General features: G+C 41.0%; 20 protein-coding genes, 2 pseudogenes and 1 riboswitch. Of the genes and pseudogenes, 12 read left to right on the top strand and 10 right to left on the bottom strand.

The window, feature by feature from the left end:
* Window positions 1-64: 64 nt before the first annotated feature.
* Both BTO28_RS14205 and BTO28_RS14200 read right to left on the bottom strand, forming a co-directional pair.
* Window positions 65-1,087 (bottom strand): LLM class flavin-dependent oxidoreductase, encoded by a 1,023-nt coding sequence (locus tag BTO28_RS14205; protein WP_076767408.1) that lies wholly within the window; start codon window positions 1,085-1,087, stop codon window positions 65-67.
* 69 nt (window positions 1,088-1,156) lie between these two features.
* Window positions 1,157-2,092: pseudogene (locus tag BTO28_RS14200) on the bottom strand (TIGR03571 family LLM class oxidoreductase).
* Window positions 2,093-2,426: 334 nt separating this feature from the next.
* Between BTO28_RS14200 and BTO28_RS14195 the strand changes: the two are divergent.
* Window positions 2,427-2,753, top strand: a complete 327-nt coding sequence (locus tag BTO28_RS14195; protein ID WP_076767406.1) for an IDEAL domain-containing protein — start codon at window positions 2,427-2,429, stop codon at window positions 2,751-2,753.
* Window positions 2,754-3,164: 411 nt separating this feature from the next.
* Window positions 3,165-3,665: a hypothetical protein gene (locus tag BTO28_RS17590; protein WP_233129890.1), complete on the top strand. Its 501-nt coding sequence runs from the start codon at window positions 3,165-3,167 to the stop codon at window positions 3,663-3,665.
* Between the two features lie 83 nt (window positions 3,666-3,748).
* Here the strand turns inward: BTO28_RS17590 and BTO28_RS14185 are convergent, their stop codons facing one another.
* A complete protein-coding gene (locus tag BTO28_RS14185) occupies window positions 3,749-4,660 on the bottom strand; it encodes a DUF2935 domain-containing protein (protein ID WP_076767402.1) in 912 nt (303 codons plus the stop codon).
* Window positions 4,661-4,857: 197 nt separating this feature from the next.
* Window positions 4,858-4,944, top strand: a riboswitch (cyclic di-GMP riboswitch).
* Window positions 4,945-4,962: 18 nt separating this feature from the next.
* On the opposite strand from BTO28_RS14185, the gene BTO28_RS17325 reads away from it, so the two are divergent.
* Both BTO28_RS17325 and BTO28_RS17585 read left to right on the top strand, forming a co-directional pair.
* Entirely contained in the window at window positions 4,963-5,103 is a 141-nt protein-coding gene (locus tag BTO28_RS17325; protein ID WP_198936779.1) for an anti-repressor SinI family protein, read from the top strand.
* A gap of 107 nt (window positions 5,104-5,210) precedes the next feature.
* On the top strand, window positions 5,211-5,435 hold the full coding sequence (locus tag BTO28_RS17585) for an excalibur calcium-binding domain-containing protein (RefSeq protein WP_076767400.1): 225 nt from the start codon (window positions 5,211-5,213) through the stop codon (window positions 5,433-5,435).
* 381 nt (window positions 5,436-5,816) lie between these two features.
* Here BTO28_RS17585 and BTO28_RS14170 read toward each other — a convergent pair whose 3' ends face one another.
* Together BTO28_RS14170 and BTO28_RS14165 are read right to left on the bottom strand one after the other, a co-directional pair.
* The gene (locus tag BTO28_RS14170) at window positions 5,817-6,731 is read right to left on the bottom strand and encodes an NAD(P)/FAD-dependent oxidoreductase (RefSeq protein WP_076767396.1); all 915 of its coding nucleotides are present in this window, start codon (window positions 6,729-6,731) and stop codon (window positions 5,817-5,819) included.
* A gap of 15 nt (window positions 6,732-6,746) precedes the next feature.
* Window positions 6,747-7,937, bottom strand: coding sequence for a DHH family phosphoesterase (locus BTO28_RS14165; RefSeq protein WP_076767393.1), 1,191 nt, complete (start codon window positions 7,935-7,937; stop codon window positions 6,747-6,749).
* A gap of 152 nt (window positions 7,938-8,089) precedes the next feature.
* Between BTO28_RS14165 and uvsE the strand changes: the two genes are divergently transcribed.
* Complete coding sequence (uvsE, locus tag BTO28_RS14160) at window positions 8,090-9,058, top strand: UV DNA damage repair endonuclease UvsE (RefSeq protein WP_076767391.1); 969 nt, start codon at window positions 8,090-8,092, stop codon at window positions 9,056-9,058.
* A 43-nt stretch (window positions 9,059-9,101) separates the two neighbouring features.
* On the opposite strand, the gene BTO28_RS17205 is transcribed toward uvsE, so the two are convergent.
* The 4 genes from BTO28_RS17205 to BTO28_RS14145 all read right to left on the bottom strand — a co-directional run bounded on the left by BTO28_RS17205 (window position 9,102) and on the right by BTO28_RS14145 (window position 10,719).
* Window positions 9,102-9,254 (bottom strand): hypothetical protein, encoded by a 153-nt coding sequence (locus tag BTO28_RS17205; protein WP_158068832.1) that lies wholly within the window; start codon window positions 9,252-9,254, stop codon window positions 9,102-9,104.
* A gap of 22 nt (window positions 9,255-9,276) precedes the next feature.
* Window positions 9,277-10,137: an MBL fold metallo-hydrolase gene (locus tag BTO28_RS14155; protein WP_076767389.1), complete on the bottom strand. Its 861-nt coding sequence runs from the start codon at window positions 10,135-10,137 to the stop codon at window positions 9,277-9,279.
* Window positions 10,138-10,219: 82 nt separating this feature from the next.
* Entirely contained in the window at window positions 10,220-10,516 is a 297-nt protein-coding gene (locus tag BTO28_RS14150) for a spore coat protein (RefSeq protein ID WP_076767387.1), read from the bottom strand.
* Window positions 10,513-10,719: a hypothetical protein gene (locus BTO28_RS14145; protein WP_076767385.1), complete on the bottom strand. Its 207-nt coding sequence runs from the start codon at window positions 10,717-10,719 to the stop codon at window positions 10,513-10,515. The genes BTO28_RS14150 and BTO28_RS14145 overlap by 4 nt, the downstream gene beginning before the upstream one ends.
* A 157-nt stretch (window positions 10,720-10,876) precedes the next feature.
* Here BTO28_RS14145 and BTO28_RS14140 point away from each other — a divergent pair, with 157 nt between their 5' ends.
* The 4 genes from BTO28_RS14140 to BTO28_RS14125 all read left to right on the top strand — a co-directional run bounded on the left by BTO28_RS14140 (window position 10,877) and on the right by BTO28_RS14125 (window position 13,640).
* Window positions 10,877-11,083, top strand: a complete 207-nt coding sequence (locus BTO28_RS14140; RefSeq protein WP_076767383.1) for a spore coat protein — start codon at window positions 10,877-10,879, stop codon at window positions 11,081-11,083.
* 20 nt (window positions 11,084-11,103) lie between these two features.
* Window positions 11,104-11,463: a spore coat protein gene (locus tag BTO28_RS14135; protein WP_076767381.1), complete on the top strand. Its 360-nt coding sequence runs from the start codon at window positions 11,104-11,106 to the stop codon at window positions 11,461-11,463.
* Window positions 11,464-11,492: 29 nt separating this feature from the next.
* Window positions 11,493-12,629: a zinc-dependent alcohol dehydrogenase gene (locus tag BTO28_RS14130; RefSeq protein WP_076767379.1), complete on the top strand. Its 1,137-nt coding sequence runs from the start codon at window positions 11,493-11,495 to the stop codon at window positions 12,627-12,629.
* Window positions 12,630-12,764: 135 nt separating this feature from the next.
* A complete protein-coding gene (locus BTO28_RS14125) occupies window positions 12,765-13,640 on the top strand; it encodes an SDR family oxidoreductase (protein WP_076767377.1) in 876 nt (291 codons plus the stop codon).
* Window positions 13,641-13,708: 68 nt separating this feature from the next.
* Here BTO28_RS14125 and BTO28_RS14120 read toward each other — a convergent pair whose 3' ends face one another.
* On the bottom strand, window positions 13,709-14,185 hold the full coding sequence (locus BTO28_RS14120; protein ID WP_076767375.1) for a C40 family peptidase: 477 nt from the start codon (window positions 14,183-14,185) through the stop codon (window positions 13,709-13,711).
* A gap of 243 nt (window positions 14,186-14,428) precedes the next feature.
* Between BTO28_RS14120 and BTO28_RS14115 the strand changes: the two genes are divergently transcribed.
* The 3 genes and pseudogenes from BTO28_RS14115 to BTO28_RS14105 all read left to right on the top strand — a co-directional run bounded on the left by BTO28_RS14115 (window position 14,429) and on the right by BTO28_RS14105 (window position 17,445).
* Window positions 14,429-15,622, top strand: a complete 1,194-nt coding sequence (locus BTO28_RS14115; RefSeq protein ID WP_076767373.1) for an MFS transporter — start codon at window positions 14,429-14,431, stop codon at window positions 15,620-15,622.
* 292 nt (window positions 15,623-15,914) lie between these two features.
* A complete protein-coding gene (locus BTO28_RS14110; RefSeq protein ID WP_083711629.1) occupies window positions 15,915-16,319 on the top strand; it encodes an IDEAL domain-containing protein in 405 nt (134 codons plus the stop codon).
* Window positions 16,320-16,339: 20 nt separating this feature from the next.
* A pseudogene (locus tag BTO28_RS14105) lies at window positions 16,340-17,445 on the top strand (NADH-dependent flavin oxidoreductase).
* Window positions 17,446-17,467 lie beyond the last annotated feature (22 nt).

Raw genomic sequence — 17,467 nt, 5'->3', positions numbered from 1 at the left:
CTCCAATTGTCAGATGGTGTCTAACAATTGGGGTGCAGTTCATTGTTCGATAAGGGGTTTTTATTTATTTCGTTACTTCAGCCACAATATCATAAGAATGAAGACGTGCTTTTTGATCAAAAATCTGGCTAATGACCATCATCTCATCTGCCTGCGTTTCATCTAAAAACGCCTGCATTTTTTGTTTCACTGTTTCCGGGCTTCCGATGATGGAAGAGCCAAGCTGATGCTGGAGAGCTTCTATTTCGTACGGACTCCATTTATCAGCAAGGTTTTCAACAGGCGGCTGGAGCGCCACTTCATTACCACGGCTTAAGTTTAAAAATTGCTGTTGCAATGTGGTGGCTAAAAACTGCGCTTCCTCGTCCGTATCTGCGGCAATCACGTTTACCCCTACCATGGCATATGGTTTATCAAGCGTTTTTGATGGCTGGAAAGAACGATGATATAGGTTAAGAGCACCAATTGTATTGTTAGGTGAAAAGTGGCTGGCAAACGCAAATGGCAGACCGAGCTGTCCTGCGAGCTGTGCGCTAAATCCGCTCGAACCGAGCAGCCAGATTGGAATATTTAATCCTTCTCCGGGGATGGCTCTCACCGGCATGTGACCAGTTCCTAATGACGGGTCAAAATAAGTACGGAGCTCTGCTAGCTGCTCCGGAAAATCGTCTTTCGTACTTCTTCGATCACGGCGAAGGGCATGAGCGGTGCGCTGATCTGTGCCAGGCGCCCGGCCGAGACCTAGATCGATCCGTCCGGGAAATAATGATTCAAGTGTTCCGAACTGTTCGGCGATGACTAAAGGTGCATGGTTGGGCAGCATAATACCGCCTGAACCGACACGGATTTTCGATGTGCCGGCTGCCACATGACCGATGACAACGGATGTTGCAGAACTGGCAATGAAAGGCATGTTATGATGTTCTGCCAGCCAGAATCGGGTATATCCTAATTTTTCCGCATGACGGGCAAGGTCCAGTGTATTCTGAAATGAATTGGAAGGAGTGCCGCCTGCTACAATCGGAGATAGGTCAAGAACGGAGTAGTGAATATCACTCAGTCGTTTACCAATTTTCTTGTCAGACATTTTTTCAACTTCTTTCTATAATAGTATTCAGGGAATTAAGGCTATTCTAGTATTTCAAAATATAATCCATTACTCTTTGCCAGTAAGGTCATGAGCAGGGAAGTGGGGCAGCACTTCTTCTCCAAGCTCCTGAATCATATCCTCTATAGGACGTCTGGCGAAATATAAAACAAATGCTAAATGATTGACACCGATGGCTTCAAATTTATGAAGCAGCTCAAGCAAATGATTTCGTCCAAGGTGATACCCTAAAGGGATTTTTCTTGGTGTTTGATTTGGGTCTTCCGCAAGATCAATATAGAGCGTCTGGGTAAAAGGTTTAAACACAGCTGGATTAGCTATTTCTGATAAGGTGCGGTAATCACGAATTAAGAGCGACTGTTCTGAAATATCCCGGGGGTACTGAATCCAGCCATCTCCATGCTCGGCGATCCATCTCATTGATTGTTGACTAAAGCCGGTTACCATTGTCGGAATGACTGAGACAGGACGGGGAATCATTCTCATCGTTTTTGCATCAACCATCCCAATGCTGGATTCAATTGTTGGATTCTCTTCATGAAGGAGACGATCAAGAATTTCGTAATGGTGCCTGAATGTGTTCCCCCGGGTTTGGTGTTCCACACCCAGTGCTGTAAAGTCTTTTTCCCTATCACCGGATGCAACTCCCATAATGAGCCGTTCAGGGAATAAAGTATCTATGGAGGCCGCTTCTTTAGCCGTCCGTACAGGATGACGGACGGGCAGCACGACACTTGCGGTACCGAGGGCAATGCTTTTTGTTTTTGCCGCGAGATACGTTAAATAAATCCAAAGATCATACAATTAACCGTTGTCATCCACTTTCAAGTTTTGTATTGTCACATCCCGCAGCCAAAGAGCAGAAAAACCAAATTGTTCGATTTTTTTGGTCATGTCCACTTGATTTTGCATTTTGGGGATGGACGTGCTCATTCGTTCGAGAGGCATGACAAAACCAAGTGTCATTTTTTCTTTTTGATACATTTTTCGGAATGCACCATGGTTCTGCAGGCTCACAATTTTCCTCCTTAGCGGGCTGGTTTTCAACCGTTCAAAAATTTTGATGTTTATTATTGTGTGTCCTTTTTGTTTTTACATACAATATCGATATATCGGTAATTAACGATATATTATAAACGGTCAGGAAGTCAAATGGTTTGATTCTTCAATAGAACGGAAATGAATACAATAAAGGAAGGACATCCTATTGTATGAATAACTAAGCACTTACATTGCACTTCCTACCTGACAAAATAAAATTGTTACAAAAAATGCTTTTACCGTATTTGGGATTATTTTTTAAGGATGGTGAATGACGATGTCTGTAAATCGCAAAAAGTATTTCGAAGAAGGGGACTGGGTAAAGGGCAGGACGAGAGAAGGTGAGCTCATACGCGGGTATGTTGTTCAATCAAACGATATACAAGAAATCATCAAAGTGACGGTCGTGGAATGTGATAATGAAAAAACGGTTGGAAGAACAATCAGGCTCATGGACAAATCGGTTGAAAAATTGCCTGTTGTGAAAACGGAAAATGAAGAGCAGATTCACCAGTTAATTGATTTAGCGTTGCTAACAAAGGATGAAGAGTGGTTTGTGGAACTAGCCACTCAACTAAAGGAGACCAAAGAAGTGTACTCCTAAAGAAGGAAAATCAGAGAGGGGATTCCCTCTCTTTTTTGCTGCATCATGTACAATAAAGTGAGGGACTTTAAAAAAAGCTTGAGGTGATGCATCATTTTTGATTCGTTTCTCCATCTGGTGATGAGTGCTGCTTTTCAATTCATCACGTTTATTGGCGCCGTTTTTACTTTCGGATATTTGCTTGGTTGTTTAGAAAAAATATCGGTCCATTTATTGTTTCGAACGTTCGGCAAGAGAGGCTCTCTTTTTACAGCATGGATCGGGACACTAGTTCATGAATTCGGCCATGTTTTCATGTGTGTTCTTTTTAGACACCGTATAAGGGATGTACAGTGGTTTCCAGCAAGATCGGGAGTGAATTACTTAGGGTACGTCAAACATAGTTATAGCCAAAGGAGTTTGTATCAGCGAATGGGTAATTTTTTTATCGGAATTGGTCCATTCTTGTCTAGTATCGGAGCACTCATTTTACTCATGTACTTTTGTGTCCCGGATTCGTATCAGCTCTTTGCTGGTTATATAACACATCATGTACGCCCGGCACAACTAAACATTGAAATGTTTACATCATCTTTATTTTCTGCTGTTGTGTTGTTTGAAAGTCTGTTTACGATTGAAAATGCACTGAACCCTTTATTCTGGCTATTTCTTTTTTTGGCTTTATGTATATCAACACATATTGCTTTAAGTAAAGAAGATATAAGAGGGGCAGTGAGCGGTATGTCAGCATTATTTGTGTTTTTATTCTGCCTTCATGCGTTCAGTTCGATTTTTAACATTGATATTATAGGAACGGCCTCTTATTATCACGCGTATATAATTGCTTTTGCCAGTTCAGCTCTTTTGTTCTCTTTTATAACGCTCTGTATTTGCTTCGTGCTTTACATATTGAAAAATCAATTCAATACTTAATTTCATTAAATAACACCCCTCCAACATTCTTTTTGAAAGGGTGATATCTAATGATTTCAGAAAAGGATGAAGATCATCAGAGATTACATGTGTTCATCACATTCCTCATTTCGTCTTAAACGCAACCTTTTTTCTAAAACACTCACCAAATATAAAAAGTGTTCTGCTTCCCTTACAACATGATCTGCTAATAGTGGATCAATGATGTGCTTAATTTGGCACGCTTTAATCATATCAAGGCCGGCTTTCTTAAATTCAAGCAACTCCATCGTCGCATTTTCGCTTTCTTTATTCAGTTTCCCGATAATCGGATATGCCGGCTTCTTATGGGACAGCATGGATTCAACATCTCGTGCTTGGTTTAAAAGGACTTCAAAATTATCTCCAAACTCGGCTGCTTTTTTTACAAGGTTTCGTTCCGAAGGGTCTAATAAGTGAGACATAAACCGTGAATGTTCCATCATTATTTTTAACCAGAAAACATTTTCCTGGATAATGGCGTCTTGAATAGAGTCAAGAATCCCTTTGTTAAATTTTCTTAGTGTCCGAACAAAGTATTCTGCTTCACGAGCTACATGATCAACAAGGAGGGGAAGGTTAAAACCGGATATTTTACAGTTAATAATGAGAAGAAGTACGTTTCTTTTAAAGTTTCTGAAAGCCCTCGTTAATTCTATGCTTTCCTCGTTTAATTTGCGTATTGACGCAGCGTTTTCAGGTATACTGTGGGACTTTTTAAGATGATGGTCAAAGTAATGAATAAATTTATTCGCTTCTGCAATTAACTGTTTATCTTTTCTATTGAATCCTTGCCCTAAAAAATACGCATGCTCTTTCATAATTCGAAGCCAAAACCGATTTTCAGCGAGTGAGCGTTCGATAAAGGCTTTTTCGCTCATAGATTCCTTTGGATCTGCTTGTAGTTCAGGAGGTAATAATAAACCATTCTGGTGATCCATCACAAAATGGCCCGGTATTTTCGGATGTTGTGACATAAAATCCCTCCGATATTCAGACTTCCTTCATAATTACGAGGAAAGATATAAGATTATTCCTTTAGCATTTCTTAAAATAAGCCTGCGTACGAATGGATTGACATGAAAAGAGAAAAATTTTGTTTATTAACATACAAAGGAGTAAACTGCATAAAGTGGAATTTTTTTGTTTTTTCCTGTAGTATAGTTTATGCATATCGAGATAACGGCAAACTAATCGAAAGAATAGGACGCAAAGCTACAGATCTAAGGTCTTGTGTGACTAGGATGGCTGAGCTGCCTCAGAAATTTGGGGGGATTTGATGTTAGGTCGAAATGAGGTTAAATTCGGAAAATTAGATAAGGAATGGATTGAACTGATTCAAATTGCACGTGACATGGATATTCCGATTGAAGTGATTCGTGCATTTTTATTCTCTACAGAATCCAATCCGATGGAATGAACGGTTATACATAATTTTCTAACAGAAACCGTTCCCCAGAAAAAGATGCAAATATATAACCGGAATAAAAACCCCATTCAGGCGAGCAGGGATCCAAAGTTAACGATGTGATAAGTTTAGTTTCACCAGAACGTGGTATATTTGGTGCTTTTCAAAATGCTTTGAAACACATTCATAAAAGTACAACAGCAGCAGAGTCCACAATCGGTGACATGATTATATTAAATTATAGTGGAACTGACTGCACAAAATTCCGTGAAGTGTATTCGGAGGGTGTTCCATCATCACATCCTGCTTACCAGGCAAAAATGGACTTTGATAATGTTGGTTGAATTGTGAGCAACGAGAGGAGGCATTTACCGACTCAGTTGAAAATTGGCAAGCCAAGTAATTCTGGCGTGGGGGGTTTACATACGGCTGGAGCTTTTTTGAATGAGGGAACGGCTCTACACGATATGTTCGTGAAAGAAGTTATCTCCCGGTGCACATACATAGGGGGGTGGACCAATCCGGAGAATCCAAGTAATCCGTTTAAAAGAAGATTACATCGATTAAGTTGGTCAAGACTGGAGAGCGGGCACTTTAAGGAATGGGTAAGTTGAAGAAGAAATAAAAAAGCCTGTATCAAAGATTACTTGCTAATCTATGATACAGGCATTATATTTCGGCAACAATTGTATATATGAAGATGATGTATTCCTTTCGCGAGGCTATTAATCAGACCACTTTTCTTCAGCAAACTCACCATTTATCTTGACTCCGGTTTCGTATCCCTGACTTGCAGCGCCAACGATACTGGTAAATGTATTTTTCGCATCTCCTATAATAAAAAGTCCTTCTATATTCGTATCTCCGTGTTCATTTGTTTCATATTGACCCTGTTCATTTATTGGAATCCCGAGGCGGGCGGGGATCATGGAAGATTGCTTCTCGCCTGTTGTCAGCATAAACCCGCCTTTTCGGCTGATGGCATCACCGTCTATTAAGACGATTTGTTCCAAAATTCCATCATTCGATTGAAATTCAGCAATAGGGGTTTCAACAAGACCGATGCCGTGAGCTTCAAGTTCCTTTTTTTCGGTATCGCTAATGATTGCTGGACCATTTGAAAACACAATCAAATCTTGGCTCCAGTTGTAGATAAGCTTTATAAAAGGAAACAGTTCTTTTCCGTTGCCAAATATAGCAAGCGGTTCGTTTTTCCGTTCCCATCCATCGCAATATGGACAATGAAAAACGGTTTTTCCATATACGTCATGAAGACCAAGGATAGCAGGCAAATGATCTTTCATGCCAGTGGAAAAGATGATTTTCTTGCTTATAATCTTTTTTCCGCTTCGGGTCGTTGACGTAAAAAGGCCGTTTTCCTTTACAACATCATCTATAATATCTTCAATAATAGAGACATTTTTGTATTTTGCCATCTGCTCTTGAGCGATTTGCCTAATGTCACCGGGTTTTGATCCATCTCTTGTCAGGAAGCCGTGGGATTTAACCGTTACCCCATTTCTCGGCTTTCCTTCATCAATCACCAGGACATGTTTCAACGATCTTCCCAATACAAGAGCAGCGCTTAATCCTCCAGGGCCGCCTCCTGCAATCACTACATCGAGTACATCGCTCCTCATTATTTCCTCCTTTGTTCACTCCCGCTGCTTTTTCTTTTTTACGCAGTCCATTAAATAGCTGACAAAGGCATCGTCTCTGATTAGCCACGCAGCATAATGCCTTTTTAAAAAAGTTTCCGCTTCTTGAAAGGTTGTGAAGGTTTCTTGCATCCTCAAATCTTGATAATCAATCGCCCAATGATGGTCATCAATTGGATAAATGAAAAAGATTTCTTCCCTTCGATTTTTATACATGGAACCGAACGAGGAGCTTTTAATATTATACCGATTTCTCTTCGCATCTTCCCGTAATGGCTCAAGGTGAAACGTTTCCGTCACATATTGTTTGTAAGCATCGTCTGTTAACGAACACCCTGCTGCTTTTGAGTGGCCTCCGCCTCCATATTGTCCGGCAACATCCGATACATCAATATGGTCGTGGATCGTACGGAATCCGAGTCGTTTTGCGCCAATATTTAAAATGGCAATATAGTCAAGGTGGGGACAATCCTTCCCGATCTCATTGCCAAGTTCAGAATGATACGATTCAGCATAGACAATACCGGCATAATAGCCGCCAATGGGTGCCTGGACAAGTTCACGTCTTTTCCGTCTGATGTACCGATCGGTTTTGTTTTCTTCCATATCAAGTATCTTTTCCTCGAACTCGTCAAAGAAAAAATGATCATTTGTTTTTAGACGGCTGATCATCTTCTCCTCAAATTCATCGATCGAGATTAAAAAGAAGAGGGCATTTAGCCTTTGCGCTTTCTGGTTATTATTCTTTTCCCAATCCCAGGTATCGTACTGCCGGACGAGCTCGACAAATTCATCGACCGCGGGGGAAGGGTTGATTTGTTCATGTTTTAATAGGTATTCGTATAATAAAGACGTGGCTGAAGTTAATGTTCCTTTCTCGTCTTCTACGACTACGTGCCCCCACTCATAGTTGTTAAAATGCAGCGCGGTCTTATGATGGTCGAGCAATTGGACTTTCCCGCCTGAATGATGAAAGTCATTTAGCTTTTTTTCATTTTCTTCGTTTACAGAAAGATCAGTAATAAATAGAAACGTGTTTGGGTCTCCGTTTTCCAAAAACCACTGCACTTCATGATTTAGGCCGGAAATGGAGTTATACCGAACTTTTACGTCCGTACCGAAGGCAAGCTTTGCTAAAATTCCACATGCAACTCCGTCTAAATCATTATGAGAAAGCAGTCTATACATATATTTTCACCTCAAAACGTAGTATGTTTCCAAAAGGTGAAAAATATTGAGCAGTGCCGATAAACAATTGAAAAATGTCACATAGTATGACCTATCTTATAATGGGCAAAATAAAGGGGATATAAAAGAATAGAAACAAAGAGGTGCGGCGAATGACAATTGTCCGTCTTGGGTATGCAGCGATGAGTGTAAATGTAAAAAACGCTTCTCCTTCCCAAACGATGACACATGCTCAATTTATGAAAATTCAAGACAGGGACGCGGCGATAAAAAAACTAGAGCGGATTGCTGTTTCGAATATAACAAATTGCCTGAGATTGCTTCGACATAATGCCGCTCATGATATCGCTTTTTTTCGGTTAAGCTCTAAGCTTATTCCTTTAGCAAATCATCCGGACCTGCCAGAATGGAATTACATAAAACCGCTTAAAGATGTTTTCCGTTCGATCCGTTCTTATCTAAACAGCCATCCTCATATGCGTTTGGATTTTCATCCTGAACATTTTGTTGTATTAAATACACCCAATGGGGATGTTTTCAAGTCATCCGTTCGGACACTGCATATGCATAAGCTGCTTCTTATCGGAATGGGTATCGATCCGGAGCACCGTTGTGTTATCCACGTTGGAGGCGGTTATAAGGATAAAGAAAAAGCATTGGAGCAATTTGTGAATAATTGGGGGGATGTGCCGGTTTCACTCCAGAACATGATCATGCTTGAAAATGATGATAAAACGTTCTCAATGAGAGACACACTGTACCTTTGCGAGAAACTAGGAGTCCCCTTCGTTTTCGATTATCATCATCATCTTGCGAATCATGAAGATGGGGTGAAGTGGGAAGAGGAATGGTCCCGTGCGGTGAATACGTGGAAATATTCCAAACTTCCTGTCAAGGTGCATATGTCGAGCCCGAAGTCAGAAAAGGATTTCCGTGCACATGCGGACTTTATTGACATAAGAAGGTTTCTGGATTTTCTTCATCATGTTAAAGGCAGTGTTGACAATCTAGATGTGATGATTGAGGCAAAGCAAAAAGATGAAGCACTTTTTTCTTTAATGAAGGATCTGAAAGAAGCGGGGATGAAACAAGTAGATGAAGCCAGTTTTTATGTGAATTAAAGGCGGCATTTACGAGGGATCATATATGCCGCCTTACCATTGATTAATCATTCAAACGCTCTGTATCATCTACGATTGCTTTTAAGTCCTTTAGAAACAATTCATCATTACAAACCATATTTTTGGTGTTTTTTTCTTGAACAGGGGGCTGCGGTTGGACGTCTTTTTCTTTTTCATTGTGCTCTCTCTTTTCCATTGAAGCACGCTCCAATCTACAATTACATGTCCTTTTCATTTTGTCCGTCGGCGTATCGTCCAAAATCCGGAATAGCTTCCTTGTCAAATTCATTGGAAAGCTGTTTTAATCCGATTCTTAACAATTCTCCTGACATAGGCATTCCATGACCTGTAACAGCGACAGATGGATGCAGCGATTCTAACTTTTTCACCGATTCCCAAGCCGCTTGCCAATCAGTCGTAAAATACCTTGGGGGACCGCTTAGTTCCTGTTTCTGCGTGATGACCTTATAAAGTGAGTCTTGTCTGACCGTTACAAATGCATCGCCTGCTAATAACGTTCCATCATCTTCCCTGAACAAAGAGATGTGTCCTTCTGTATGTCCAGGCGTATGTACCCAGTTCCATCCTGCCATGTGAGGGACACTTTTATCATTCGGGAGAGGCGTTAAATATTCACCGATATCAATCGATTCATTCGGAAATAGCGGAGACATTTTCGCGACCAGACCACCTTCAACAGAAGGATCAGGTTTAGGGTAATTCTTTTTCCCAGTTAAATAAGGAAATTCTAATTTGTGCGCATAAACGGGAACTTTATATTTCTCTATTAGATCAATTACGGCTCCTACGTGATCAAAATGGCCGTGAGTTAAAACAATTGCTTTTAATCGATGATCAGGACCAAACCGTTTTTCAGCTTCTAAAAGAATGGATTCAGCTGAATCCGGCATTCCTGCATCAATTAATATCCATTCGCTGCTTTTGTCAGGATTCCCAATAAAGCATACATTGACGATCTGGACAGTAAAACAAAAAACATCATTCGCAATTTCATTGCCGGCTCCGCTTTTAATTGAGGTAAACGGAAGAAATTGTTCGGTTGAAGCGCTCTTTTCCATTTTATTTCCTCCTTAAAAGGTCGAATTATAAAAAAGGGCTGAAGAGAATTTCTCCACAGCCGTTTTTTATCTATTCAGACCATTAATTCGTAAGATTTTTTGCGGTTGCTGCTGCAGTAGCATCAACCTGTATTTGCTCATCAAAGTTGTAAGGATGATAAAACCCTTTTGCCATCATGTATTTGCTTAAGTTATCGTGTGTTGTAATCGCCGCCATTAACTGTTCCCGCAATACAGTTCGTAATTCTGGTGTTGCCGCTTCAGTGAGAGCAAATGCGGTAAACTTAACGCCTGATTTGGCCGCAATTAGCAAATCTGTTGCAATTGCTTCGTCGGTCATACCTTTCATACCCGTTATATTTTTTAATAAACCATTCATTTCGGTGTCCCCCCGGCTGTTAAAAAGTTCTCTAATTGCTGGATGTGATTTTTTGATGCATTTACATCGTTGTCAATAAGTGCTTTTAATTCTGAATCTTGAACTAATGCGCTCATTGTGGAGGATTTCGTTAAACAAAGATTTTTGAACGTCAATAATTCATGAACTTCCAGTGCTTCATGCTGTGCCAAACTGCTTGTCATTTTCTTCACCTCTCATGTGATCATGTACTTCAGTTAGGTTGCCTTTTTCAAGCAAGCTTATTCATTTTGGCATCAAAATTAACTCAACTGTTTGCTTTGTATAAATTAATCGGTATCAAGAAAAAATACTTTTGTTCATAAATCCGGAGGTGAGGGAATGGAACAAAAAAGTTTGGGCTTTCATGAAACGATGGAACTGCATGAAATGGTTAATTTTAAAACGAACTGCCTCCTTAAATCAAAATTGATGCAGGGCGTATGCTTTGACGTTGATTTAAAGGCTTTAATGGAGAAAGACGTGACGTTATCGATTCACCAATTGAATGAACTCCAAAGTCTCTACGCTGGAGCGAGAACATTTTAATGAGTGGAGGGGTATAAGAGATGAACGATTATTTGGATCCGATTAATTCCGTTGGCATGCCGGAACTGACCGATACAGCAATTGCACTAGAGTTTTTATTGTCGGTAAAAAATGGTGTAAGAAACTATGCTGCTGCTTTGACTGAATCTCCAACCCCCGAGGTGCGAACTGTACTCCTTCAACATTTAGAAGCAGCGATTGATTTACATGGTGAGGTATCAGAATTAATGATGAACAAAAGCTGGTTTCACCCGTATAACATGGATGAGCAGATACAGCTCGACTTGAAATCAGCCCAAACAGCTGTGGATATCGCCAAACTGCCGCTCTTCCCGGGTAATACGAATCGAAAAGGGTTATTTCCAACCCCGCCGAAATAATTATGAATTGTGTGGAGGAGATCGAATAAATGAAAGCTGTTACGTATCAGGGTGTTAAAAATGTTGACGTAAAAGAAGTAAAAGCGCCCGAAATCAAAAAACCGGATGATATTATTGTGAAGGTAACGTCCACAGCAATTTGTGGATCGGATCTGCATTTAATCCATGGCATGATCCCTAATTTACAGGAAGATTATATAATCGGTCATGAACCAATGGGGGTTGTGGAAGAAGTTGGTCCAGAGGTGACAAAGGTAAAAAAAGGAGACCGTGTCATCATCCCTTTTAACATTGCTTGTGGACAGTGCTGGTTTTGTCAGCATGAGTTAGAAAGCCAATGTGATCATGCAAATGATAATGGGGAAATGGGTGCCTATTTCGGTTACACTGGAACAACTGGCGGTTATCCAGGCGGCCAGGCCGAATACATGCGTGTTCCTTACGGGAATTTTACCCCTTTTAAAATCCCTGAAAACTCTGAAGTAGAAGATGAGAAGCTCGTTTTACTTGCAGATGCGGCATCCACTGCCTATTGGAGTGTCGATAACTCCGGGATGAAAGAAGGAGATACCGTCATCATCCTTGGATGCGGACCGGTGGGGCTGCTTGCACAAAAATTTGCATGGTTAAAAGGTGCAAAGCGGGTTATTGCTGTCGATTATGTTGATTACAGATTACAACATGCGAAGCGCACAAACAATGTAGAAATTATAAATTTTGAAGACCACGAAAATGTCGGGAATTATTTAAAAGAGCTAACAAAAGGCGGGGCGGATGTCGTAATCGACTGTGTAGGAATGAGTGGGAAGCTGACCCCTATTGAATTTCTTGCAACCGGGTTAAAGCTTCACGGCGGTGCCATGAGTGGACTCGTAATGGCCAGCCAGGCGGTGCGAAAAGGCGGGAATGTTCAAGTTACAGGGGTATATGGTGGAGCGTATAACGGCTTTCCAATGGGAGATTTTTTTCAGCGGAATGTAAACATCCGGACAGGACAGGCGCCAGTTATTCATTATATGCCGTTCCTTCATAATTTAATTGCTGAGGGGAAAGTAGACCCGGGTGATGTCGTTACCCATGTGATTCCGTTAGATCAAGCAAAAAAAGGGTATGAAATGTTTGATACAAAAACGGAGAACTGCATTAAAGTCGTACTAAAACCATAAACTGCATTTTAAAAAAAACTCAGCTTCCGCTGAGTTTTTTTGCTTACACATGTTAAAAGTTACCTATGTTTTATGTTTTTTCATCCAGGGAATACCTTTTAAGAAAAATTTAAAATGGATGGAGATGGATGTTGAATGGGAAAAGATAAATTTGAGAAAATACATGAAGAAACGCCCGGACAGACGCAAAGCCAGCAGCCAGGCATTGAAGCAGAGATGCATCCTGAACCAATTTATGACGACGAAAATTATAAAGGATCCGGTAAATTAAAAGGAAAAACAGCACTTATTACCGGTGGAGACAGCGGAATTGGCCGGGCAGTGGCGATTGCTTACGCAAAAGAAGGGGCAAATGTTGCCATTGCCTATTTGAACGAAGACGGTGATGCAGAAAAAACGGTTCAATTGATAGAAAAGTATGGTGTAAAGAGTTTGAAAGTGGCGACGGATATAAGTGATGTCGAAAATTGTAAACACCTTATCGAGAAAGTGGTCAGTCAATTTGGCGGATTGAATATTCTGGTTAACAATGCTGGGAAGCAGTTTCCAACAGAAGACTTTTTGACAATCACACCGGAACAGCTGCGCGAAACGTTTGAGACGAATATTTTTTCAATGTTCTACTTAACGCAGGCGGCACTTCCGCACATGTCAAAAGGAGCTGCCATTGTCAATACATCATCTGTTACCGTGTATCGAGGGTCTCCGGAATTAATTGATTATTCGGCAACGAAAGGTGCGATTACTTCCTTTACTCGCTCCCTTGCCGCAAACCTGGCCAGCAAAGGGATTCGGGTGAATGCAGTAGCGCCAGGCCCGATTTGGACGCCTTTAATTCCAGCAACGTTTGACAAGCAAAAGGTAGCACAGCACGGTACGGATACCCCAATGGGAAGACGTGGACAGCCTTCTGAAAATGCACCGGCGTATGTGTATCTTGCTTCAAACGACTCAACCTACGTCACGGGCCAAACGATTCATATTAATGGTGGAGATTATATTACATCATAATGTTATTGCCAAAAAAGCTATCCGCATATAGGGGTCAGTCCCCCCGTACGGCGGATAGCTTTTTTATGTTACTTTATAACACGTTTTGCGCCAGCATACGTATCTTTCCAGTATTTCTCATTTAATGAATTTATTGATACCCCTTTTTTCACCGTAACGGCAATAAACTGATCCTTGCCGAGAGAAATACCGACAAACGAGACGTCTTTGCCATTCGTTTTGAAAAAGAGAAGATCGCCTTCTTTAATGTCTTTTTTTGATACAGCTTTTCCTTTTGAAAACTGCTGCTTGGAAGTACGGGGCAGTTTGATGTCCACTAAAGAGTAATCGAAAACATGCTGAGTAAAGCCGGAAGCATCGAATCCTTTTGGTGTTGTGCCGCCTGCTTTATATTTTACCCCTAAATATTGTTTTGCGGTAGCCGTTACTTCCTGACTGTAGGAAGGACTTGCTTTAGCCTCTTGGACAAAAAATGAGGAGATTAAAACGAGAATCATGAGTGCCGCCATTAACAGTTTAGACCAGCGCACAGTGTCTGCTGTCATTTTTTTTTCAATCCTCCATCTTTCAAAATTTTGTGAACCCTTTTATTATATTCACCGGATAGAGGCAGCATTCCATATTTAACTGAAACAAGTTTGATGTTGAAGATATTGTAAAAGCGGCCGATAATTCGCCTATAAAAGAAAAATTAAATTCCGAGTCATTTTTATTTCAGAATGTTAAACATTTTGCTAAAATAAGCGGATGTGTCAAAAAGAGAGAACAAAGAAAGTGAGGTTATATAAATGACCGGTGATCAGCGAAAAAAAATGATCGTTTTGATGATCAACATGTTTATAGCGATTGGAAGTTTTGGGATTATTATTCCGATCCTGCCGGCGTATTTAGATTCAATTAATGAAGGTGGAATGGCCGCCGGACTTATGATCGCAATTTTTGCGGGAGCACAGCTTGTGTTTTCTCCCGTTGCAGGGAAATGGGCAGATGATTACGGACGAAGGAAAATGATTATTTTCGGTTTATTCGGATTGGCGCTGTCCATGTTTGTGTTTTACGCATTTGATTCAATCTGGTGGCTGTATGCATCACGGGTGATTGGCGGCATTGGCGCAGCCCTATTAATTCCTGCGATATTCGCATATGTAGCCGACATTACGACGTTCGATCAGCGTGCAAAAGGGAACAGTTTAATCTCTGCTGCAATGTCATTTGGGATTGTCGTCGGACCGGGAATAGGCGGATTTTTAGCTGACCTTGGCTTAAAAATGCCATTTTTAATTTCGGCTATAGTAGCGCTTCTTGCGGTATTGTTTTCGATTGTCTTTCTAAAAGAACCGGATCGTCAGCCGCAGCCTGTTTTTGATACGCCGCCGGTAAACGACTCAATGGGGAAAAAATTAGTTCGCTCCGTTACGATGCCTTATTTCATCCCGCTCGTCATTACACTTGTCATGAGTTTTGGATTGATGGCGTATGAATCAGTGCTTGGCCTGTTTGTAGATGATGAATTCGGCGCAACTCCGCAAGAGATCGCTCTTATGATTACTTCAACAGGAATTGTGAGTGTCATTGTACAGCTTTTTATCGTGGATCGCCTGGTAACTCGATTTGGTGAAGGCACTGTATTAAATGTCTTTTTAGCAGTAGCCGCTTTCGGTTTTTTATTGTCAGTTTTTGCAAAGAATTACATGCTTTTTTTCGGTATTTCGCTGCTTATTTTCCTCGCGACATCTATTTTGCGTCCGGTATTAAATACACTCATTTCCAAAATGGCGGGAGATGAACAAGGCTTTGCGATGGGGATGAATAATGCATATATGAGTATCGGGAATGTTCTCGGTCCAACTTGTGCCGGTCTATTATACGACATAAATATTATTTATCCGTTTATATTAGGTGTCTTTCTTCTAGCAGCGACACTGGTGCTCACCATTGTGTGGCAGAAACGGGCCATAAAGCAAAACGTGCTGTCTTCATAATGAAGCCAGCATTTTTTATTTTTTTTAGTTTTAAAGTCATATTAAAGCACCTGCGTTGACTTTTTAAACTGTACAAAATAAACTTACAATATGCTTTTCAAAAATGGGGAAAAATGTCGGTGAATATCGGATTTTTTAATCATAGTTTGTAGCTTGGTGTAGATTGCCGGAGCATTTGTTGAGTTGTGAGGCGATTGGACCAAGCGTGTCGATGAACGGTTGTGCAAGGTTTCCACATCACATAATCCCTGTTTCATCGAGAAGTACGTAGTGATGAATATGATTTAAATTGATGCAGTCAGCAGTTTACGGTATCGTCCGTTTTGGACAGAATAAAAACATACAGATAAATGATGTAAACAGGGAAGTGAGAGAAATGGAAAGAAGATTGTCTTTTCAAGTGGGGGACTGGGTACAAGGCGAAACGTGGGATAAGCAGAGAATCTACGGTTATGCCGTAAAATTAGAAGATCCAGAAGATATAATGAAAGTGTATGTTGTCGATTCAGTGAATAAAAAACTGGTTGGTCGGATGATTCGCGTCTTGTCGAAATCATTTCAAAAAGTACCGGACTCAGCAGTTGGGGAAGAAGCACCACTAGCACAACTGATTGATCTTGCGTTACTGACAAAAGACGAAGAATGGTTTGAACAGTTAACAGAACAGGTAAATGCAATTAAAAAACAGTATTCTTAAATTTCGGAGGTTATTACATCATGAATCAAAAATTCTCACCTTTATTCCAGCCTTTTCATTAAAAAGCGGCATTGATCTTGATAACCGTATCGTTATGGCACCAATGACAAATTTTTCATCTAATGATGACGGTACAGTAACAGATGATGAAGTAGCATACTATGTACGCCGCTCGAATGGTGTCGGCATGGTTATCACAGCATGCACATATGTCACACCGAACGGGAAAGGGTTCCATGGAGAATTTGGTGCTGATCATGATGGCATGATCCCAAGTCTTCGCCGTTTAGCTTCGGCTATTAAAGGGGAAGGAGCAAAAGCGGTTTTGCAAATTTTCCACGGTGGAAGAATGGTTCCTCCAGAATTAGTTGACGGTGATGTTGTGAGTGCGAGTGCTGTGGCGGCTGAAGCAGAGGGTAGTCCGATCCCGCGTGAATTATCTTCAGATGAAGTAGAAGAGATCATTCACGCATTTGGCGAAACAACAAGGCGCGCGATTGAAGCGGGCTTTGACGGCGTTGAAATTCACGGCGCAAATGGCTACTTAATTCAACAGTTCTTTTCACCGCATTCAAATAGACGTACAGATAAATGGGGAGAACGACTTGCATTCCCGCTGGCGGTAGTAGATGAAGTGAAAAACGCTGTCGCAAAACACGCGAAAACACCATTTGCTGTCGGCTACCGTTTTTCACCGGAAGAGCCGGAAACACCAGGTATAACAATGGCTGACACGCTTGAACTAATCGATGCATTAAAAGAGAAGGAACTTGATTATTTGCACGTATCACTCATGGAATTTTGGTCAGAACCGAGACGAGGTGTAGACGATTCACGTTCACGTTTAGAAATCATTCAAGAACGTGTCGGGGATAAAGTCCCTGTTATCGGTGTTGGCTCCATTTATACTGCTGAGGATGCGCTAAAAGCATTGTCGACAGGCGTTCCGCTGATCGCAATCGGCCGTGGTCTAATCATCGAGCCAGATTGGGTTCAAAAGGTGCAAAACGGCCAGGAAGATATGATTGTTACAAAAATCGACAAAAATAATCAAGAAAAACTTGTTGTGCCGGCTCCTCTTTGGAATGCGATTGTTAACACTCCAGGCTGGTTCCCTGGCGTTTAAAATAAAAAAGGGAGGGTGAACG

Source organism: Domibacillus epiphyticus (assembly GCF_001975785.1).
GTDB lineage: Bacteria > Bacillota > Bacilli > Bacillales > Domibacillaceae > Domibacillus > Domibacillus epiphyticus.
Note: the sequence above shows the minus strand (reverse complement) of the source record. Positions and strands in the feature narration are given on the sequence as shown.